Annotated in this window: 16 protein-coding genes, 1 tRNA gene and 1 pseudogene; 9 read left to right on the top strand and 9 right to left on the bottom strand. The window is 44.5% G+C overall.

The features are described 5' to 3' along the window. Positions 1 to 22: 22 nt before the first annotated feature. Positions 23 to 98, bottom strand: a tRNA-Asn gene (locus LIN98_RS08530). Between the two features lie 403 nt (positions 99 to 501). Here LIN98_RS08530 and uvrB point away from each other — a divergent pair. From uvrB to LIN98_RS08515, 3 genes and pseudogenes are all read left to right on the top strand, one after another. Next, entirely contained in the window at positions 502 to 2,544 is a 2,043-nt protein-coding gene (gene uvrB, locus LIN98_RS08525; RefSeq protein WP_014167870.1) for an excinuclease ABC subunit UvrB, read from the top strand. A 226-nt stretch (positions 2,545 to 2,770) separates the two neighbouring features. Next, a complete protein-coding gene (gene ompA / locus LIN98_RS08520; RefSeq protein ID WP_005566529.1) occupies positions 2,771 to 3,841 on the top strand; it encodes a porin OmpA in 1,071 nt (356 codons plus the stop codon). Between the two features lie 256 nt (positions 3,842 to 4,097). Beyond that, positions 4,098 to 4,178, top strand: a pseudogene (locus LIN98_RS08515) (IS200/IS605 family transposase); the annotation flags it as partial. 338 nt (positions 4,179 to 4,516) lie between these two features. On the opposite strand, the gene nagE reads toward LIN98_RS08515, so the two are convergent. The 4 genes from nagE to LIN98_RS08495 all read right to left on the bottom strand — a co-directional run bounded on the left by nagE (position 4,517) and on the right by LIN98_RS08495 (position 10,401). Next, on the bottom strand, positions 4,517 to 5,983 hold the full coding sequence (gene nagE, locus LIN98_RS08510) for an N-acetylglucosamine-specific PTS transporter subunit IIBC (RefSeq protein WP_005566531.1): 1,467 nt from the start codon (positions 5,981 to 5,983) through the stop codon (positions 4,517 to 4,519). A 248-nt stretch (positions 5,984 to 6,231) separates the two neighbouring features. Next, positions 6,232 to 7,362, bottom strand: coding sequence for an N-acetylneuraminate epimerase (locus LIN98_RS08505; protein ID WP_005570066.1), 1,131 nt, complete (start codon positions 7,360 to 7,362; stop codon positions 6,232 to 6,234). Positions 7,363 to 7,500: 138 nt separating this feature from the next. Further along, positions 7,501 to 9,351: a TRAP transporter large permease subunit gene (locus LIN98_RS08500; RefSeq protein WP_005592763.1), complete on the bottom strand. Its 1,851-nt coding sequence runs from the start codon at positions 9,349 to 9,351 to the stop codon at positions 7,501 to 7,503. A gap of 63 nt (positions 9,352 to 9,414) precedes the next feature. Continuing rightward, entirely contained in the window at positions 9,415 to 10,401 is a 987-nt protein-coding gene (locus LIN98_RS08495) for a sialic acid TRAP transporter substrate-binding protein SiaP (RefSeq protein ID WP_005566536.1), read from the bottom strand. A 241-nt stretch (positions 10,402 to 10,642) separates the two neighbouring features. Here LIN98_RS08495 and LIN98_RS08490 point away from each other — a divergent pair, with 241 nt between their 5' ends. From LIN98_RS08490 to nagA, 6 genes are all read left to right on the top strand, one after another. Continuing rightward, on the top strand, positions 10,643 to 11,344 hold the full coding sequence (locus tag LIN98_RS08490) for an N-acetylmannosamine-6-phosphate 2-epimerase (protein ID WP_005566538.1): 702 nt from the start codon (positions 10,643 to 10,645) through the stop codon (positions 11,342 to 11,344). Positions 11,345 to 11,360: 16 nt separating this feature from the next. Beyond that, positions 11,361 to 12,245: an N-acetylmannosamine kinase gene (locus LIN98_RS08485; RefSeq protein WP_005566540.1), complete on the top strand. Its 885-nt coding sequence runs from the start codon at positions 11,361 to 11,363 to the stop codon at positions 12,243 to 12,245. Between the two features lie 9 nt (positions 12,246 to 12,254). Next, positions 12,255 to 13,124: a MurR/RpiR family transcriptional regulator gene (locus LIN98_RS08480; RefSeq protein WP_005570074.1), complete on the top strand. Its 870-nt coding sequence runs from the start codon at positions 12,255 to 12,257 to the stop codon at positions 13,122 to 13,124. 9 nt (positions 13,125 to 13,133) lie between these two features. Continuing rightward, on the top strand, positions 13,134 to 14,012 hold the full coding sequence (nanA, locus tag LIN98_RS08475; RefSeq protein ID WP_005589859.1) for an N-acetylneuraminate lyase: 879 nt from the start codon (positions 13,134 to 13,136) through the stop codon (positions 14,010 to 14,012). A 154-nt stretch (positions 14,013 to 14,166) separates the two neighbouring features. After that, entirely contained in the window at positions 14,167 to 14,970 is an 804-nt protein-coding gene (gene nagB, locus LIN98_RS08470) for a glucosamine-6-phosphate deaminase (protein ID WP_005566546.1), read from the top strand. Between the two features lie 55 nt (positions 14,971 to 15,025). Beyond that, positions 15,026 to 16,171, top strand: coding sequence for an N-acetylglucosamine-6-phosphate deacetylase (nagA, locus tag LIN98_RS08465; RefSeq protein WP_005566548.1), 1,146 nt, complete (start codon positions 15,026 to 15,028; stop codon positions 16,169 to 16,171). A 204-nt stretch (positions 16,172 to 16,375) separates the two neighbouring features. Here the strand turns inward: nagA and tpx are convergent, their stop codons facing one another. Genes tpx through ydiJ form a run of 4 tightly spaced genes read right to left on the bottom strand, consistent with a single transcriptional unit; the run spans position 16,376 to position 21,498 of the window. Then, on the bottom strand, positions 16,376 to 16,876 hold the full coding sequence (gene tpx / locus LIN98_RS08460) for a thiol peroxidase (protein WP_005566550.1): 501 nt from the start codon (positions 16,874 to 16,876) through the stop codon (positions 16,376 to 16,378). 40 nt (positions 16,877 to 16,916) lie between these two features. After that, on the bottom strand, positions 16,917 to 17,981 hold the full coding sequence (hemH, locus tag LIN98_RS08455) for a ferrochelatase (protein ID WP_005566551.1): 1,065 nt from the start codon (positions 17,979 to 17,981) through the stop codon (positions 16,917 to 16,919). After that, positions 17,974 to 18,396, bottom strand: a complete 423-nt coding sequence (locus LIN98_RS08450; protein WP_005566553.1) for a hotdog fold thioesterase — start codon at positions 18,394 to 18,396, stop codon at positions 17,974 to 17,976. Before LIN98_RS08450 ends, hemH begins: the two co-directional genes overlap by 8 nt. A 9-nt stretch (positions 18,397 to 18,405) precedes the next feature. Further along, complete coding sequence (ydiJ, locus tag LIN98_RS08445) at positions 18,406 to 21,498, bottom strand: D-2-hydroxyglutarate dehydrogenase YdiJ (RefSeq protein WP_249856108.1); 3,093 nt, start codon at positions 21,496 to 21,498, stop codon at positions 18,406 to 18,408. Positions 21,499 to 21,762: the final 264 nt, after the last annotated feature.

The raw sequence follows: 21,762 nt of genomic DNA, 5'->3' as shown, positions 1-21,762 counted from the left end.
AAAACTGTCCAAAAGAAAAAATTGGCTCCTCCTGCTGGACTTGAACCAGCGACATATGGATTAACAGTCCACCGTTCTACCGACTGAACTAAGGAGGAATAATTTGGTGTCAAAAAAGACAGGTCGCGTATACTACTGATCCGATTTCTCCTTGTCAACACCTTCAATTGAAAATTTTTTGAATATTTTTGAGTGAAATTTTCTATCCACAAAGTCTGTGGATAAGTTTGTGGGTTATTATTTTACGAATGGGCTAATACCCGATGAAATAAGGCTTCAACAAAATCCTAAGAGAAACTGATTGTAAAATAACATTTATTTAATTTTCAAATGGTTAGTAAAAATCTAGCGAATTTTTTGAAATTTTTTTCTAAATTTGTGAAGTAACCTGCTTGACAAATATAACTCTGTGTAAAACTTGATTTTTTAACCCTCAATTTAGTGCCTTAAACGTGTTAAAATAGCCGCCATTAGAAACAATGCTAAAATCGGTCGCACTTTATGTCAGAAAAAATTAACACTAAACCTTTTATTCTTCATTCCCATTTCAAACCCTCCGGCGACCAACCCCAGGCCATCGCAAAATTAGCCGAAAATTTAGAAGATGGCTTGGCACATCAAACCTTGCTTGGGGTAACAGGTTCAGGCAAAACCTTTACCATTGCCAATGTGATTGCGCAATTGAATCGCCCTGCGATGGTGTTGGCACCGAACAAAACCCTTGCCGCCCAGCTTTATGCCGAAATGAAGGATTTTTTCCCGGAAAATGCGGTGGAATATTTTGTTTCTTACTATGATTATTATCAGCCCGAAGCCTATGTGCCGAGTAGCGATACTTTTATTGAGAAAGACGCGTCTATTAATGATCAAATTGAACAAATGCGACTTTCCGCCACAAAATCTTTCTTAGAACGGCGCGATACTATTGTAGTGGCGTCCGTGTCCGCTATTTATGGTTTAGGAGACCCCGATTCCTATTTAAAAATGATGCTGCATTTGCAACAAGGCGCGATTATTAATCAGCGCCAAATCTTGGCAAAATTGGCAGAGTTGCAATATACCCGTAATGATCAGGCGTTTCAGCGCGGAACGTTCCGTGTACGGGGAGAAATTATTGATATTTTCCCGGCGGAATCGGACGATCGGGCGGTACGTATCGAATTATTTGATGATGAAATCGAACGCTTGAGTTTATTTGATCCGCTCACCGGCAGCAGCTTCGGCACGGTGCCGCGCTTTACCGTTTATCCGAAAACGCACTATGTCACACCGCGCGAGCGTATCTTGGATGCCATCGAAAAAATTAAACTGGAATTGGCGCAACGGCGGGAGTATTTCATTAAAGAAAATAAATTATTGGAAGAGCAGCGTATCAGCCAACGTACCCAATTTGATATTGAGATGATGAATGAACTCGGTTATTGCTCGGGCATTGAAAACTATTCCCGCTATTTATCGGGTAGAAATGAGGGCGAACCGCCACCGACCTTATTTGATTATATGCCGTCTGACGCAATTTTGATTATTGACGAATCCCACGTCACCGTGCCACAAATCGGTGGGATGTATCGCGGCGATCGCTCCCGTAAAGAAACCTTGGTGGAATATGGTTTTCGTCTGCCTTCTGCGTTGGATAACCGTCCGTTACGTTTTGAAGAATTTGAACGTTTGGCACCGCAAACCATTTATGTTTCCGCCACACCGGGACCGTATGAACTGGAAAAATCCGGTGGGGAAATTATCGACCAAGTAGTGCGTCCGACAGGTTTGCTTGATCCGCAAATTGAAATTCGCCCGGTATCTATTCAGGTGGATGATTTACTTTCCGAAGCACGCCACAGAGCGGATAAAAATGAACGCGTTTTAGTGACGACATTAACGAAGAAAATGGCGGAAGATCTTACCGACTATTTAGATGAACATGGTATTCGCGTACGTTATTTGCATTCTGATATTGATACTGTCGAACGGGTGGAAATTATTCGTGATTTGCGCTTGGGGGAATTTGATGTTTTAGTCGGCATTAACTTATTACGGGAAGGTTTAGATATTCCGGAAGTGTCTTTAGTGGCAATTTTAGATGCGGATAAAGAAGGTTTTTTACGTTCCGAGCGTTCATTAATTCAAACGATCGGACGTGCTGCGCGAAATTTACACGGAAAAGCCATTTTGTATGCGGATAATATAACCAAATCAATGGAGAAAGCTATTACCGAAACCAATCGTCGGCGTGAGAAACAAGCAAAATATAATGAAGCACAGGGCATTGTGCCGCAGGCATTAAATAAAAAGGTAGGCGAGTTGTTAGATATCGGTCAGGGTGCCAATCAGAAAGCCAAAGCCAATAAACAACGTGGAAAAACGGTGGCAGAACCGACCGCACTTTATACAACGCCGAAATCACCGAAAGAATATCAGCAACAGATTAAGAAACTTGAGCAGCAAATGTATAAATTTGCACAGGATTTGGAATTTGAGAAAGCTGCTGCAACGCGCGATCAGTTACAACAATTACGGGAAAGTTTTATGTTATCAAGTGAGTAAAATTTCATATAAAAAGCAACAAAGGAAAGTTGGTTATATTGATCTGAAAAATAAGCGGAATTTGATTTTTTATTTTTTTATAGGATAATACTAAAGCTTTAGCATTTTATTTTAAATAAAGGACTGAATTTACCCAAATAAAGCGGTTCAATTTGCCTTTAGTTAAATTAAAATCTTAAGTTAGCATATTTTAAGTTAATCAAATTAATAATATAGGAGAGCAAAAATGAAAAAAACTGTAATCGCATTAGCTACTACTGCGGCTTTAGCTGCATCAGTAGCGACAATTGTGCAGGCAGCATCGCAAGCAAATACCTTTTATGCGGGGGCAAAAGCCGGCTGGGCATCTGTCCGTCACGGTTTAAATCAATATCAGTATGAGCAGGACGGCACAGTAGTGGGTAAAGCCAAGAAAAACTCGGAATCCTATGGCATCTTTGCCGGCTACCAAATTACCGATAATTTCGCTGTTGAAGCAGGGTATGAATTCTTCGGTCGCGGTAAAGTAAAAGAAGCTACCGGAGAAAAACGAATTACCGCTCATGGTTCCAGCTTGTCTCTTAAAGCAAGCTATCCTGTATTGCATAATTTAGATCTTTATGCACGTGCAGGTGCAGCATTAATCCGTGTTGATTACAAAGATAACACTTTCGGAGAAACTCATAAATTCCATGATTTAAAAGTTTCTCCGGTATTTGCCGGGGGGCTTGAATATGCCATTCTTCCTGAATTGGCATTACGTTTGGAGTATCAATGGGTGAGCCGAGTAGGCAATTTCGGCAAAGCAGAAAGAAAAGCCAATTATTATGAAAATAACGAATCTGATGTTCGCTATTCTCCGGATATTGGTTCCGTAGCGCTAGGTTTATCTTACCGCTTTGGTCAGGGACCGGCGCCTGTTATTGCTCCTGAAGTAGTTAACAAAGTATTCAATTTGAATTCTGATGTGACTTTTGCGTTCAACAAAGCGAATTTAAAACCGCAGGCGCAAAAAACTTTGGATGGCATTTCCCACGAAATTGCACAAGTAAATAACGCTAACGTTCAAGTTGCAGGTTATACAGACCGTATCGGTTCCGACGCTTACAACCAAAAATTATCCCAAAGACGTGCTGAAACTGTAGCAAATTACCTTGTATCTAAAGGTGTTTCTCAACAGGCAATTTCCGCTACCGGTTACGGTAAAGCAAACCCGGTTACCGGCAATAAATGTGACACGGTTAAAGGTCGCAAAGCGCTGATTGCGTGCTTGGCTGATGACCGTCGTGTAGAAATTGCGGTAAACGGCACGAAATAATTTCTTTTTAATTGAAGAATAAATAAGTAATAAATCTGCATGCTGTGAAGTATGCAGATTTTTTTATCTCTTTTTTCAGAAAATAGGCCATGAAAAACACCTGATTTTTTGACCGCACTTTATAGCAATAGCGTGCTTATAAAAACCGTACGCTATGCGTATGGAATCAAAGAGCTTAAGCGGTCAACATAAAAAATCCTCACTATATAATGAATAAGGCTGACAACCAAAATTCAAGATATAGGAGGATAAGTCAATGGTAAGTAAAGCCAATGACGATTCAAGTCTATCACACACCAAATGGAACTGTAAGTACCACATTGTTTTCACCCCGAAATAGAGAAGAAAAGCCATTTGCGGAAAGCTTAGAACGGATAGATATTTTCTGCTGGCTTGTTTTCCGCCTTTGTTTTCCAACAGCCAAATCAAGCCATCCTATGATAAAATAAGAGTTGTTTACCGAATTGTGTAGTGTAAACAATGGAAAGATAGTTTTTTACCAACTATTTTGTCTACTATGTCTTGAGAAAATGGTGAGTCTAATGAGGCAGCATCATATCGCAAAATACATTGATTTTCGACCGCACTTTTTTGTAGCTTATCGGCTTTTATGTTCTTAGTTAATAAAAAAGCTTGGAGAATATTCCAAGCTTTTATCAAGATTTAGACGAAAACTCACTTCACTTTTGCTTTAATCGCCTCCGCCATCAATTCTGCTTCGGGGCCAAGAATCACTTGTAACCCGTCATTACCTAGTTTGACATTGCTTTTAGAACCGAGGGATTTGAGTTGTTCCTCGTTGATTTTATTTCGATCAACCAAGGTTAAGCGCAAGCGGGTAATACAGGCGTCAATGGTTTTGAAATTGTCGGCACCGCCTAAAGCGTCGATAAATTTGATCGCCCTTTCTTCACGGGATTGATTGTTTACGCTTGGTGCAGGGACGGATTCTTCCGTTTCTTCTGTGCGACCGATGGTTTTTAAGTTAAAGGCTTGGATGGCAAAACGGAACACCAAATAGTAAATGGCGAAGAACACTAAACCTTGCACCGGTAACATATACCAGTCAACGGCGAGTGGGTTGCGGGAGGAAAGTACCATATCCACCAAACCGGCACTGAAACCGAAGCCTGCGATCCAGTGCATACTGGCGGCGATAAATACGGAAATCCCGGTGAGTAATGCGTGCAATACATAAAGAATCGGCGCCACGAACATGAAAGAAAATTCGAGCGGTTCGGTGATACCGGTGAAGAAGGAAGCAAAAGCACCGGCGAGCATGATGGAGGCGACTTTCACTTTTTGGCTTGGTTTCGCACATTGGTAAATGGCAAGTGCCGCGCCCGGTAAGCCGAACATCATGACCGGGAAAAAGCCCGCTTGATACATCCCGGTGATGCCCATGGTTGCCGTGCCTTCGGCAATGGATTTGGCGCCGCCTAAGAAATTCGGAATATCGTTAATGCCCGCAACGTCAAACCAGAATACGGAGTTTAAGGCGTGGTGTAAGCCAACCGGGATTAATAAACGGTTGAAGAAGCCGTAAATCCCTGCGCCCACTGCACCGAGGTCTTTGATGGACTCCCCGAAGGACACCAAGGCATTGAAGATATAAGGCCATACATAGAGTAAAACGAAAGACAAGGCGATCATGGCGAAAGACACTACAATCGGCACTAAACGTTTTCCGCTGAAGAATGATAAGGCTTTCGGCAATTCCACTTGGTAAAAACGGTTGTAAAGTTCGGCGGAAAGTACACCGATTAAAATACCGATAAATTGGTTGTTGATTTTGCCGAAAGCAGCAGGCACCTGGCTTGGATCAATATGTTGTAATTGCGCTACGCCGCCAGGGGCGAGTAGGGTAGTGACCACATAATAGCCCACTAAACCGGAAAGCGCAGCAGAACCGTGCTTGTCTTTGGACAACCCGAATGCTACGCCCACGGCGAATAATAAGCCCATGTTATCGATGATTGCCGCGCCGGACTTGATTAATAAGGCGGCAAGTTGGCTGTTTGCGCCCCAGCCGTCCGGGTCAAGCCAATAGCCGATCCCCATTAATACGGCGGCTGCCGGCAAAACGGCAACGGGTACCATTAAGGCTTGCCCGATTTTTTGGGCATAACTTAAAACACTCATACGAACTCCTTTAATTTATTTTTGATTCCATAAGATTTTTTATTAAACGGAAGAGAGCATATGACTATGCGATTTCCTTTGGCAAATAAAAACTTCCGTTTTTGTGAGAAGTATCACGCAACGGCGTGGTATTAGCGGTGGCTTATTTTAAAACGGTTCCCTTGTTCCGTAAATTTGTGCCCGCCACAATAACAATGAAGGATTAAACGTCATTGGCGTAATCCTTCATTTTTTACGTCTTTGACAGGTTATTCGACACTTAATTTTTTGCCGTTGTAGCTCATGCTTTGTACGGAAGTTAAGGCTTTGCCGCCGTTGGTTTCACCACCGATTAAAAGCACTTGATTGTTGTAAGACACCGTAACACCATAGCCGATACCGGCAGGCAATTCACCGATAATTTGCCATTTACCGTTGTTTAAGGTGTAAATGTCTTTGTGCCAGGCCTTGCTTAAGCCTTTGTGGGCGTGAAGCATGCCTTCTTTGAATTGTTTTACGGAGCCCGGGAAGTTTGCGCCACCGGTGACTAAATAATGCCCGTGGCTATAGCCCGCCATGGCACCCGCTAAACCGTCTTGGCTTTGCCCTTTTGGTGCCGGCAGATCAGGTAGATTTTTCCATTGCACGCCTTTGTCGGTGAATTTACCTTGATGGGTTTCCGCTGTGCGCAAGCCCGGTTTGATTTCGCCGTTGACAACGATTAACTCATTGCCTTGAATAGTAAACGCCGCACCGGCACGTCCGGAGAACGGCACGCGACCTTCGTTGCGCCATTTGTTGGTGGACGGTTCATAGCTGAGCAGTTCGGTGGTGAAGAAATAATCTTCAGGGCGTTGTTCAAAATAGGCTTTGGCAATGTCGTCTTTTTTCGCTTTGTCTTCACCGGCGGCGACGGTGTCTTGGAAGAAGCCGTTGAAAATAGAGAGATTAGAACCGCCGATGATATACACTTTGTCGCCGTGAGAAGCACCGCTGGAACCTACTAGACCACGCGGTGAACGGGTTGGCAATTTGTTCCAGGTATTGTCGGCAGGGTTGTAGCTGTAAGCGTCATTGACCAGTTGTAATTCGCCTTTTTCATTTTTTTGTAAGCCGCCGAAAATGTACAATTTGCCATCAACTGCCGCCGCGACAGGTTGGTTGCGTTCGCCACCCGGGAACGCGGCAATTTCTTTCCATCGGGCGTTCGGGGTCTTTAAATCCAAGGCATAAAATTTATCTCCGCCCGAGCCTAAGCCCACATAAACCGTATCGTTGATTAACGCGCCTGCGCCGCTTTTAATCGCCACGGGTAAATCGGGATAAGCTGCTTGCGCAGTCGTGGCAAAAGCCGTTGCAGCAAAAAATAAATTCGCTAATGTTGTTTTTTTGAATGTCATAACACACCTCGTTTTGAGTTATTGTTTGCTATTCGTAAACGGCATGAATAGATTTTTTGTGGTAGGGCGCAACCGGTTGCACCCTAGGGTTTAAAGTGCGGTTAAAATTTACAGCGTTTTTCAACCGCACTTTTTTTCCTAAGGTATTAATAAATTCGGCACAAAGGTAATAATTTGCGGGAAGATGGTGATTAATACCAAAGTAATAAAAATCGGCACTAAGAATGGTAATACCCCTTTGGTAACGGTGGAGACGGACATATTGCCTACCCGTGCTACCACGAACAACGCCATTCCCATCGGCGGTGTTAAGATACCGATCATCATGTTCAAGGTGGTCATGACACCGAAGAACACGAGGTCGATACCAAATTGCATAGCGATTGGAATGAGCATCGGTAATACCAAGAATTGCAAGGCAAGGGCGTCAATAAACATACCGAGGAATAGTAACAAGGCGTTGATCATCACCAGCACCATTAACGGGGAATCCGCCACGGCGACGAACACATTGGCAATACGCATTGCCACTTGTTCGCGGGCGATCATGTCGCCGAAGAAAGTTACCGTCATGATCATCAGGGCGACCACGCCGGTAATTGCCATGGCTTCCACACAGCTGTTGAACAGCATTTTAAGGGTAAGTTCTTTATACACGAATTTACCGATAATGATGGAATAGAAGGCCGCTACTACCGCAGATTCTGTCGGGCTGAATAAACCGGAGAAGATACCACCGATAATCAATAACGGGGTTAAAATCGCCCAGAATGCCCCTTTAAAAGAGGCGCAAAGTTGCTCCCGGGTGGTTTTCGATGTTCTTGGATATCCGCGTTTTTTAGCAATGTAATAGTTCATACCCATTAGTGCGATGGTGACTAAGACACCCGGGATGAAGCCGGCAATAAATAGTTTTGCAATGGATTCGTTGGCGATAACGCCGTAAATGATCATGGCGATACTTGGCGGCACTAGTGGGCCGATGATACAGGAAGCCGCAGTGATACCACCACAAACGTCATCGTCATAACCTGCGTCGCGCATGGCTTTGATTTCCAGTTGACCTAAACCACCGGCATCGGCAAGGGCAGAACCCGACATACCGGAGAATAATAAGCTGGCGCCGATGTTAACGTGTCCCATTCCGCCGGTATAGTGACCTAATAAAGTTTTGGCGAAATCAAAGATACGGGTAGTGATACCGCCGGTGTTCATTAAAATTCCGGTGAGAATATAAAATGGTACGGCAAGGAGTGGAAAACTGTCCAAGCTCAAGGTCAGTTTTTCGGAAGCCGCATTCACCACGTTCCAACGGGTCATAGAGAAATAAAGCAGGGTAGTGATGAATAGTGACCAGCCCACCGGAACGCCTAAGAACATGATAACCAACCAGAAGACCAGTGCGACATAAACCGCATTGGAGCCGAATTTGACATATTCCGTGATGCGCAGTGCTTTGTACCATTCAGGGGTGGTAAATAAAATACCCAATAAAATAACCGCACTTATAATGAAAAAGGTCGCCGGCAGATAGCTTTTATTGTCTTTGAAATTATCTGCTTGCGCTTGAAAGAAGCGAATTAGCATTAAAACGGAAATAATCGGCAGGGAGGCGTAAATCCATTTTTCCGAAATACCGCCTAAGGCATCAATGGGGAAACCGGCACCTGTGAAGGTTTTTATGCCGAAGTGGATAAAGAAAATCACACCGAGGAAAATCACCAATTGCACAAAGGAATTGACGATTTTTTTGATTGTCGGCGGCATTAAGTTGGTGAGAAAGTCGATATAAACATGTTCTTGTTTTCTGATGGCGACACTGATACCAAGCATACCCACATAAACGAATAGCAGTTTTGCCAGTTCTTCACTCCAAATTAATGGAGATTGGAAAACTTGTCTGAACAGAATTTGTAAAACAAGAATGCAGAATATCACGAGGAACAAGACACCACCGATCCATTCTTCAAGTTTATTAAAGATTTTCATGTTCAACTCCGTTCAATCATAATGGAGGACATGCCTGCCGAAACAGGCACACGTATGAGTCAATTATTTGTTGATTGCTTGAATCTGTTTTAGGACCTCTTCACCTTTTGCGCCGGTTTGTTTTACAAATTCGGCGTAGTAAGGTTTCATAGCGTCTTTAAACGGTGTTAAATCAGGATGCGTAACGGTGACACCTTGTTTTTCAAAGAAAGTTACTAACTCTTTTTCTCCGTCAACAAAGAGTTTGGTGTGATATTCCGCTGCTTTTTGTGCAGCTTCTTTTACTACTTTTTGTAAATCTTCCGGCAAGTCGGCGAAGGTTTCACTGCTGACCAAATAAAGTTGGTCGTTCAGAATGTGGTTGGTTATCGCCAAGTATTTTTGCACCTCATAGAATTTTTGCGCCTGCACGGTTGCCAACGGGTTTTCCTGACCGTCCACGGAATTGGTTTGTAGTGCTAAATACACTTCGGAGAATGCCATCGGTGTTGGAGACGCGCCCACATATTTGGCGTAAGCCAGATTGGTTGCGGCATTCGGTACGCGCAGTTTCAAGCCTTTCATATCGGCAATGCCGTTGATGGCACGGTTTGAAGTGGTTTGGCGAGTGCCGTTATAGGCTTGGGATAACAAGGTTAAGCCCAATTCTTTGTTCATTTTTTGGATTAAATCTTTACCGAATGCGGTGTCATGTAACGCCTTTTGTGCCACTTCATAATTGGTGATCACATAAGGCAGGGCAAATACCGCCGCTTCAGGATAGAACAATTGGAAACGGGCGGATTCCGCAAAGGTGAAGTCCAATGCGCCGTCTTTTAATTGCTTTAACATGGCGCGGTCGTCACCTAATTGAGAACTTGGATAAAGGGAAATTTCAATTTTGCCGTTGGATTTTTCTTTCACTTCTTTGGCAAACATTTCGGCAGCTTTGTATTCATTGGATGAAGTGCCTGCATTCATACCGAATTTCAAATCATATTCTGCGGCATTGGCAACAGAGGTCACACCTAGTGCAATTGCAGTGGCAAGGAAAAGTTTGGCTAGTTTCATGGCTACACTCCTGTAGTAACAAATAATGAATATGGGATGTTTGAATTACAGCTCAGTTTGCATTCTAAAGTAAAAAAATCGTTTTTAAATAGAGAATGAAGCTTTATTTCAAAAATGAGAAGTAGATCACATAGTTGGAATATTACTTCAAAAAATATTTTAAAATGAAATTTTATTTTAGTAGAATGTCTCCATTGACTAGAATGACTGCCAAATGCAGCCGCAAAAAAGAGGAGTTTCTATGTCACAGCTATCTCAAAAATTATCTCATCAAGCCGTTTTCGCCCAACTTCAGAACGGATTAATTGCCTCTTGTCAGCCGGTGGATGATGGTCCGATGGATAAACCGGAAATTGTCGCTGCTATGGCGCAGGCTTCCGTTATCGGCGGGGCGGCGGGGTTGCGCATTGAAGGTGTGGACAATTTAAAAGCCGTGCGCCCGACCGTAAATGTGCCGATCATCGGTATCGTCAAACGGGATCTTCCCGACAGCCCGGTACGTATCACCCCGTTTTTACAGGACATTGAAGACTTGGCGCACGCCGGAGCGGACATTATCGCCGTGGATGGCACTCGTCGCCCGCGCCCGGTAGAGATTGAAAGTGCGGTTAAAAAAATTCATGAAATGGGCTGTCTTGCCATGGCGGATTGCTCCAATCTGGAAGAAGGGTTGTATTGCCAAAAACTCGGTTTTGACATCGTGGGTAGCACCATGTCGGGCTATACCGGCGGCACCGTACCGACCGAACCGGATTATCAGTTAGTGAAAGATCTGAAAGCGGCGGGTTGCAAAGTGATGGCGGAAGGGCGTTATAACACGCCGGAACTTGCCAAAACCGCTATTGAAATCGGCGCGGATTTCGTCACCGTCGGATCGGCATTAACCCGCCTGGAACACATCGTCAGCTGGTTTGCAAGTGCGGTCAAATCGGCGGACAAATAATAAAGAGGGACAGATGATGCGTTGCTTAGCTTTAGATATTGGCGGAACCAAAATCGCCGCCGCCATTGTTGCTCAGAACCAAGTTACACAACGGAAACAAATCCATACGCCACAGGAAAATGTGGCGGCGGCAATGCATCAGACTCTCGCGCAATTACTCACGGATTATGCGGGGCAATTTGATTACGTTGCGGTTGCTTCAACGGGCATCATCAATAAAGGAATATTGACCGCATTGAATCCGAAAAACCTGGGCGGTCTTGCCTACTTCCCGTTAAAAGAAAGCCTTTCCAAGCATACGTCCAAGCCGGTGTATTTATTAAACGATGCACAGGCGGCGACTTATGCGGAATATCAACTGCAAGATAAAAATAACATTCAAAACTTTGCTTTTATTACCGTCTCCACCGGTGTGGGAGGTGGTTTAATTTTAAATCGCCGATTACTTACCGAACCAAACGGCATTGCCGGTCATATCGGACATACCGTCGCCGATCCGAACGGGCCTGTGTGCGGTTGCGGACGCGTGGGCTGTGTGGAAGCTATTGCGTCGGGGCGTGCCATTGAAGCGGTTTCCAAACAATGGGACGATCCTTGCGAACCGAAAGAGGTGTTCGCCCGTTTTCGAAAAACGGACGAAAAAGCCACCGTACTTGTGTCCCGTTCGGCAAAAGCCATCGCCAATCTGGTGGCGGATTTGGTTATCGGTATGGATATTCAAAAAGTGGTTATCGGCGGCAGCGTAGGACTGGCGGAAGGCTATTTGCCTTTGGTTCAAGCCTATTTGCAACAAATGCCGGAAGTGTATCGCGGCGCTATCGAATCGGCTCAACTAGGGCAAGATGCGGGGCTTATCGGTGCAGCTTCTTGGGCGCTGGCGCAAATTCAGGCTGCCGCGTAAGGGGAATTTATGGCAACGAATGGCAATGTGCTTAACACCGTTAGCGCGTTATATCAGAGTTTAACTAAAACGGAAAAGAAAATTGCCGATGTGATTTCGCAATCACCGGAAATGGTCATGCAATATTCTCTTTCCGAGCTTGCATCGAATTTGAATGTGGGCGAAGCGACCTTTGTACGTTTTTGTCGAACCTTGGGGTTCAAAGGCTTCAGCGATTTCAAACTGGCGTTTTCCATTGAGCTGGCAACCGCCAGAGAAAGCCGTGACGACACCGTGCTGGAAACGGAGATCATGCCTGACGACGATTCATTGAAAATCGCTCACAAATTACAGGCAGCGATCTCCAAAGTGATGGACGAAACGGTGAATTTGCTGGATTTCCAACAACTTGAAAGCGTGGTGCGGGCGATTCAAAAAGCTAAACGGGTCTTTTTATTCGGCGTGGGATCTTCCGGTGTCACGGCGGAAGATGCGAAAAATAAATTTATGCGTATCGGTGTGCCGGTAGATGCTACCGGTAACAATCATTTTATGTATATGCAGGCGGCGCTGCTGAAAGAAACCGATGTGGCGATTGGGATCAGCCATTCGGGCTATTCACAGGAAACCGCCCACACGTTAAAAATCGCCAAACAAAACGGGGCGACGACAGTGGCGTTAACGCACAGTTTGCGTTCGCCTATTACCGAACACGCGGATTTTGTACTGGTCAACGGCAATAAACAAGGGAAACTCCAGGGAGATTCCATCGGTACGAAAATCGCTCAATTATTTGTATTGGATTTGATCTACGCTTTATTGGTACAAGCCAAACAGGACGCCGCGACCAAAACCAAACAGAAAACACTTAATGTTATTTTAGAACAACGTATTAAATAGGAGAAAACTATGCGGGATTTAAAAGGAATTTTCAGTGCATTATTAGTATCATTCAACGAAGACGGCTCTGTGAATGAAAAAGGTTTGCGCGAAATTATTCGTTACAACATCGACAAAATGAAAGTGGACGGCTTGTATGTGGGCGGTTCCACCGGTGAAAACTTCATGCTTTCCACGGACGAGAAAAAACAAATCTTCCGTATTGCCAAAGATGAAGCCAAAGACCAAGTGGCGTTAATTGCCCAAGTGGGTAGCGTGAATTTACAGGAAGCCGTTGAATTGGGTAAATACGCCACCGAATTAGGCTATGACAGCTTGTCTGCGGTCACCCCGTTCTATTACAAATTCAGCTTCCCTGAAATCAAACATTACTATGATACTATCATTGCCGAAACTGGCAACAACATGATCGTGTATTCCATCCCGTTCTTAACCGGTGTGAACATGGGGATCGAACAATTCGGCGAACTTTACAAAAACCCGAAAGTGCTTGGCGTGAAATTCACCGCAGGCGATTTCTATCTGTTGGAACGTTTGAAAAAAGCCTATCCGAACCACTTAATCTGGGCAGGTTTCGACGAAATGATGTTACCGGCAGCCTCTTTAGGGGTGGATGGCGCTATCGGTTCAACCTTTAACGTGAACGGTATCCGCGCCCGTCAAATTTTTGAGTTAACCAAAGCGGGCAAACTCAAAGAAGCGCTTGAAATCCAGCACGTCACTAACGATTTAATCGAAGGCATTTTGGCGAACGGTTTATATTTAACCATCAAAGAATTGTTGAAATTGGAAGGCGTTCACGCCGGCTACTGCCGTGAACCGATGACCGCCAAAGCCACTCCGGAACAACTCGCGAAAGCGAAAGAATTAAAAGCGAAGTATTTATAATTTAATGGAAACTGCAATGACCTAGGGTAACAAGTTACCCTAGGTTAGGCATAGTTGTTCCCCTTTGGGGAACCTATACAGCCCAAAAGGGGCTGAATTATACATAATCGTGGGTAATTTATTACCCACGGCGATAGAATAAAGGAATTTCACTATGCGTCTTATCCCACTCACTACAGAACAACAAGTCAGCCGCTGGGCAGCACGTCATATCGTGGATCGAATCAATCAATTCAAACCCACTGAAAATCGTCCTTTCGTATTGGGCTTGCCGACCGGCAGCACCCCGTTAAAAACCTATCAGGAATTAATTAAACTTTATCAAGCGGGCGAAGTGAGCTTTAAACATGTGGTGACATTTAACATGGATGAATATGTCGGTTTGCCGAAAGAACATCCGGAAAGTTATCACAGCTTTATGTATAACAATTTCTTCAATCATGTGGATATTCAACCGCAAAATATCAATATTTTAAACGGTAATACGGAAGATCATGATGAAGAATGCCGTTGTTACGAAGAAAAAATCAAATCCTATGGCAAAATCAATTTATTCATGGGCGGTGTGGGCGTTGACGGGCATATCGCCTTTAACGAACCGGCATCTTCTTTAAGCTCCCGCACCCGTATTAAAACCTTGACGAAAGACACCTTAATCGCCAATTCCCGCTTCTTTGATAATGATGTTAAAAAAGTGCCGAAATATGCCTTAACCATCGGTGTGGCAACGTTATTGGATGCGGAAGAAGTGATGATCTTAGCCACCGGACACCAAAAAGCCCTTGCAGTACAAGCAGCGGTGGAAGGTTCGGTGAACCATCTCTGGACGGTCAGCGCGTTGCAATTACATCGCCACTTTATTTTGGTGACGGATGAAGCCGCGTTGCAAGAGCTTAAAGTGAAAACCGTGAAATATTTCACCGAATTGGAAGAAAGAGCCATTCACAGTGTGTTATAGTTAAACGCCGCACGAAAGTGCGGTTGTTTTTTTCGATAAATTTGGGAAGGTAAGAATGAAATATGCATTAACAAACTCTGTGATTTACACAAAATATGAGGTGTTACGGGATTATGCCGTGGTGATTGAAGGCGAACATATTCAAGCCGTGGTTCTGCAAAGTGAATTGGAGCGCGGTATTAAAACCATTGATTTACAAGGACATAACCTCACGGCAGGGTTTATTGATTTGCAACTTAACGGCTGCGGCGGCGTGATGTTTAACGATCAAACCAGCGTAGAAACCTTGGAAATCATGCAAGCTACCAATTTGAAATCGGGCTGCACCAGTTTCTTACCGACCTTTATCACCGCACCTGATGAAGGCATTAAAAGTGCGGTTAAAATTATGCGTGAATATTTAGCCAAGCATAAAAACCAAGCGCTGGGCTTGCACATTGAAGGACCGTATTTAAGCGTTGAGAAAAAAGGCGTGCACCGCCCGGAATATATCCGCGAAATTTCGCCGGAAATGAAAGATTTCCTTTGTGAAAATGCCGACGTGATCACCAAACTCACGATCGCCGCAGAAAATCCGACCGCCAATTATATTCCGGATTTCGTGAAAAGTGGCATTGTGGTTTCCATCGGGCATTCCAACGCCACCTATGAAGTGGCAAAAGCGGCGTTCCATAAAGGCGCCACCTTCGCCACCCACTTGCACAACGCCATGTCACCGATCAGTTCCGGACGCGCTATGGGCGTGGTCGGCGCGGTGTTGGATTCTGATGTTTACACTGGCATTATCGTGGACGGCGTGCATGTGAATTTCGGCAACGTACGCCTTGATAAAAAAGTGAAAGGCGACAAACTCTGTATTGTCACCGACTCCCTTGCCGCTGCCGGCGCAGGTCCGGAATTGGAAAGTTTCACCTTCGTGGGTAAAACCATTTATGTGAAAGATGGTCGTTGCTACGATGGCAACGGCACCATTGCCGGTGCGTCCATTACCATGATGGAATCCATCAAAAACGCCGTAGAATATGTGGAAATCCCGCTCGCCGAAGCGGTTCGCATGAGTAACCTTTATCCCGCACGCGCCATCGGCGTGGACGATCGTTTAGGTTCCGTGGAAACCGGCAAAATTGCCAACCTCGCCGTATTCTCCAATGATTACGAAGTTATTGGCACCGTGCTGAACGGCGAGTGGAAAGTGAATTAATCAATGGTAGGGTGGGAATCACACCATTTTAAAAACCTTCCGATGGCGGAGCGGTGAGTTTTTGTATATCAATAGGCTATCGGTGCGTTCCGTAAAACGTGCGCTATCAAGGTGGGATAAATCCCATCCTACAAAAAAAGTGCGGTAGATTTTCCACGTGTTTTTAAAACATCGAAAAAATCTACCGCACTTTTATGTGATCAACTATGCCAATACTGCAAGTGCCGCGTCGTAATTGGGTTCATTCTTAATTTCAGAAACTAACTCGCTGTGTAACACGTTGTTATTTTCATCCAACACAATAACCGCGCGTGCCGTTAAGCCGGCAAGCGGACCGGAGGTGATGTCAACGCCTAAGGTGTTGTGTAGGGCGTGGTTACGGAAGGTGGAAAGGGTTTTGACATTTTCAACGCCTTCCGCGCCACAGAAACGGGCTTGGGCGAACGGTAAATCGGCGGAAATGCAAAGCACTACGGTATTTGCCAAATTTGCCGCTTTTTCATTGAATTTGCGTACCGATGTGGCGCAAACACCGGTGTCGATACTTGGGAAAATATTTAAGACTTTGCGTTTACCGGCAAAGCTATTAAGTGCCACATCTGCCAATTCATTGTTGACTAAAGTGAAATTGGCGATTTGCGTATCTGTTGCAGGAAAAGTGCCAGCAACATCAATAGGGGTGCCTGTTAAAGTGACTTTACTCATAATTTTCTCCTAAATTGAATTAAAAATATAATGCCGGCCATTAATGGCAACGGCTGCTTAATTGACCTGAAGTTTGCACTTCAATGATCGGAACTTCGTTGATATTCGGCACATTGCAATTATTGCATTTCATTTTGCCGATCATATTCAGTAATAGTTTACCAAGCGCTTCGATATGCGCCGGTTCGGCATTGAGCGCCGGGATGTAGTGATAGCTTTGTCCGCCGTTGGCTAAAAATAGTTCGCGGTTTTCTTCGGCGATTTCTTCCAAGGTTTCCAAACAATCGGCGGCAAAGCCCGGGCAGAGTACGGCAATATTTTTGATGCCTTGTTGTGCCGCACCGGCAAGAAAGTCGTCGGTGTAAGGCTGCAACCATTCTTCTTTACCGAAACGGGATTGGAAAGTCACCCCCCACTGCTTTTCATTTAAACCCAAGCCTTGCGCCACAGCAGTGGCAGTTTGTTGACAGTGGGTGCGGTAATAATCGCCGGTGTTTTCGTAACGTAACGGAATGCCATGGAAAGAGAACAGTAAAAACTCTTCGGATTTCAACCGCACTTTGCAGGATTCAATCAGGGCTGTAATATAACCTTGGTTTAATTGATAAGAATGAATGAAATCGAACGGCACGATGCCACGCTGTTGTTTCAGCGCCGCAGCGAAGGAGTCAAACACAGCGCCTGTGGTGGTGCTACTGTATTGCGGATAAAGCGGCAATACAATAATGTGATCCACTTTTTTATCTATTAATTTTTGTACCGCGTCGGGTATTGACGGATTGCCGTAAGTCATGCCGATTTCGATTTCCATATTAAGGTTTTGTTGTTGCAGAAAAATCGCTAACGCTTCTTTTTGTTGTTGAGTTATGGCAAGTAGCGGCGAACCTTGTTTGGTCCAAATGGCACGGTAGTTTTTTGCAATACGTTTGGAGCGCAAGGGCAAAATAATGGCTTTGAGCAGCGGAAACCATTTATAGCGTGGCAAATCTACTACGCGCGGATCCGTTAAAAATTGCCATAAGTAGCGGGAAATATCCTTAGGATTGGGCGAGTCCGGTGTACCTAAATTGGCAAGGATGACGCCGATTTTTGCTGCTTTATTCATGAGTGATTACAGAAAGAGTTAAACGTGAAACGCAGCATAGTTTATCTTGCTCGTCACGAATGTCAATTTGCCAAACCTGCACATTTTTGCCCAAGTGAATGGGCATGGTTTTGGCATACACATTGCCTTGACGCACGGCGCGCAAGTGATTGGCGTTAATTTCCAGCCCGACCACCACCTGATTTTCCGCCACACAACAAAACCCGGCTGTTGAAGCGATAGTTTCCGCCAATGCCGCAGAAATGCCACCGTGCAATAACCCCATGGGTTGCGTAGTGCGTCGATCTACCGGCATTCGTGCTTCCAGCCAATCATCACCTTTGGCGATAAATTCAATGCCTAAATGTTCTACTGCGCAGTTTTTACAAAACGCATTCAGTTGTTCCAACGTAAGATTTTTTTTCCAGATGCTCATGGGATCTCGTTATTTAAATAAAGTTAATAAGGCTTGCACAGGGTGTTTTGGCTGATAATGGGCGAAACGTTTAACTTGACTGCGACAGGAATAACCGGTGGCCAAACAATAGTCAGGCTTTCTATTTTGCAGTTTTTGCTCCCACGAAGATACATAAATAGCTTTCGACATGTCGATGTGTTGGGTTTCATGCCCGAAAGTGCCCGCCATACCGCAACAACCCACGCTTTCGACCTGTAACTGTTGAGTGAACGCGGCAAAAATTTGCTGCCATTCTTTTGCGCTGTTCGGCATTGCGGTGATTTCCGTGCAATGCGGGAATAAATACCACTGATGCGGCTCAAAAGTGCGGTCATTTTTCCCGGCGTTTTTCATGTGCTGCAACAACGTGCCGTTATCAAGCTGTTGTTTTAGCCATTCGTGTGCAGTCAGCACATGGAAATCCCCCCGTTCTGTCCCTAGGATTTCTTTATACTCATCGCGATAAGATAACACAATCGCCGGATCCACGCCTACCAATGGCAAGCCTAGCTTCGCCATGCGATTAAGAAAGTCCGCCTGATTTTTCGCGGTTTTCGCAAAACGGGTTAAAAAGCCTTTAATGTGTTGTGCTTTACCATTCGGTTTGAATGGCAATAACACTGCTTTAAATCCTAATTTTTCGGTCAGCGCCACAAAATCGACAACCACTTTGGCATCATAATAAGAGGTAAAAGGATCCTGCACGATGAGTAAAACATTTTGTTTTTCCACCGCACTTAGGCGTTCCAGTGTTTCCAAGGAATCATTTTTATGTCCGATTTGAATGAGTTGCTGCTGCAAATTCGGCGTGGACAACAACGGCAAATCCGTCATGCCTAAATATTTTTCCGCCGCCTTTTGGCTCACTTTTGCCGTGGTAAAATAATTGAAGAATTTCGCCTGTTTTGCCATCAGCGGCGCAATAAATTCTACATTGGACACCACATAATCTTTTATCGGGCGCAAGTAGCGTTGGTGATAAAAATGGAAGAATTTAGAACGGAAATTCGGCACATCAATTTTAATCGGACATTGACTGGCGCAGGCTTTACAGGCAAGGCAAGTATCCATGGCGGCTTTCACTTCATGGGAAAAATCATATTCGCCACGACGTTTTTTGCGGCTGTTTTGGATTTTTTTCACGATATTCGTGAGTTTCATTGTGGATTGTCTGAAATCCAGTTGTTCCGGGCGAATTTGTTCATTTGCCAATAAACGCAACCATTCGCGAATCATCGCAGCGCGTCCTTTCGGTGAAAAAATACGGTTTTTGCTCACTTTCATGGACGGGCACATGGCGCTGTGCACGTCAAAGTTAAAGCATAATCCGTTGCCATTACAATTCATGGCGCCGATAAATTCTTGTTTCATTTGAATAGGAATTTGACGATCCAAATCGGCGCGCATCGGCGATAAAATGGTGTAGGGTTCTTGCTCGCTGCCCAGCGGGGTGCAGATTTTCCCCGGATTTAAGCGGTTTTGCGGATCGAACAGGAATTTGATGTAACGTAACTCACGCCATAGTGCCGGTGTGAAGAATTTTTCGCCGTATTGCGAACGCATACCTTTGCCGTGTTCACCCCAAATTAAACCGCCGTATTTGCGGGTTAAGTCCGCCACTTGGTCGGAAATTCGTTTGAACAGTTTCACTTGTTCCGGAGCGCATAAATCTAACGCCGGGCGTACGTGTAACACGCCCGCGTCCACGTGTCCGAACATACCGTATTGCAGCTTATGGCTATCCAACAAGGCGCGGAATTCACTAATATAGTCCGCCAGATTCTCCGGCGGCACGCAGGTGTCTTCCACAAAAGGGATAGGTTTCTCTACGCCTTTGGCATTACCCAACAAGCCCACAGCTTTTTTGCGCATGGCGTAAATTCGTTCGATAGAAGGCAAATCGGAACACACTTGATAGCCGATGATATGATCCTGCCCGTCGGCGATTTTTTGATCTAATGTCGCACATAATTGAGACACTTGATTTTCAATGAGCGCCTGGTTATTGCCGGCATATTCCACTATATTTAAGCCGAGAATCGGATTTTGCTCTTCTTCTGTTAAGAGTGCTTTCACCGAGTGCCAAATAATGTCCTGCTTCGCCAGATTCAACACCTTGGAATCCACGGTTTCCACGGAAAGGGCATTGGCTTTCACCATAAACGGCGCATTACGCAACGCCGCGTCAAAGGAACTGTATTTAATTAAGGTACGATATTGCGGAATCGGCGTTAAATCCAGCACTGCTTCACAAATAAAGGCGAGGGAACCTTCCGAGCCGGTGAGAATGCGGGTTAAATTGAATTCGCTTAAATCATCGTTAAAAACATTCTTCAAATCATAACCGGTGAGAAAACGGTTCAATTGCGGTAAATCATTAATGATTTGTTCACGGTTTTCTTTGCAACGTTGGAAAATTTCCTGATGGATTTTTTTCCCGTTGGCAGATAAATGACTTTCTTCTATCGCATGAAAAACGTCGTCAGATTTGACCGCACTTGTGTCCAGAATTTCGCCATTCATTAATACGGCACGCAATCCCAAAACATGGTCGGAGGTTTTGCCGTATTGCAAGGAGCCTTGCCCGGAAGCATCCGTATTGATCATACCGCCCAAAGTGGCACGGTTGCTGGTAGAAAGCTCCGGCGAGAAAAATAAACCGTGCGGTTTGAGGAACTGATTAAGCTGATCTTTCACCACGCCCGCTTGCACGCGCACCCAACGTTCTTTGACGTTGAGTTCTAAAATTTTCGTCATGTGGCGGGATAAGTCCACAATAATATTGTTATTGATGGATTGCCCATTGGTTCCTGTGCCACCGCCGCGCGGGGTAAAGGTCAGCGGAAGGTATTTTTCCTGTTGTGCCAATTTGGTCAGACGTACCACATCGGCGACGGTTTTAGGGAACAAAATGGCTTGTGGCAGTTGCTGATAAACACTGTTGTCGGTGGCTAAGCTCAAACGATCGGCATAATTAGACGAAATATCGCCTTCAAAGTGTTGTCGGTACAGAGCATTCAAATAATTTTTAACCAAAGGAGAACACTGGGGAACATTTTTTAAACGAGGTAGTATTTGCATGACGCTTTATTAGTTAGAGCGGTAGAAAGTAACCGAATCTTAGCACACAAATGCAGAATATTGTCAGTAGAAAAAAGCAAATAAATATTAAATTTACTGAATAAATTCTTAAGATTGGTTGATTAGTGAACTAGAAAGGTGTTGGGTTGTTTAAAAAATAATCAAAAAAACTTAAGTTGTTTGATTTTCGGCTTTTTAGTAGGATAATGTTCGAACTTTTAAACAGTCATTTCATAAGGGATATGTATTTGTTAAAAGTATATG

This window comes from Aggregatibacter actinomycetemcomitans, from assembly GCF_023518055.1.
GTDB lineage: Bacteria > Pseudomonadota > Gammaproteobacteria > Enterobacterales > Pasteurellaceae > Aggregatibacter > Aggregatibacter actinomycetemcomitans.
Note: the sequence above shows the minus strand (reverse complement) of the source record. Positions and strands in the feature narration are given on the sequence as shown.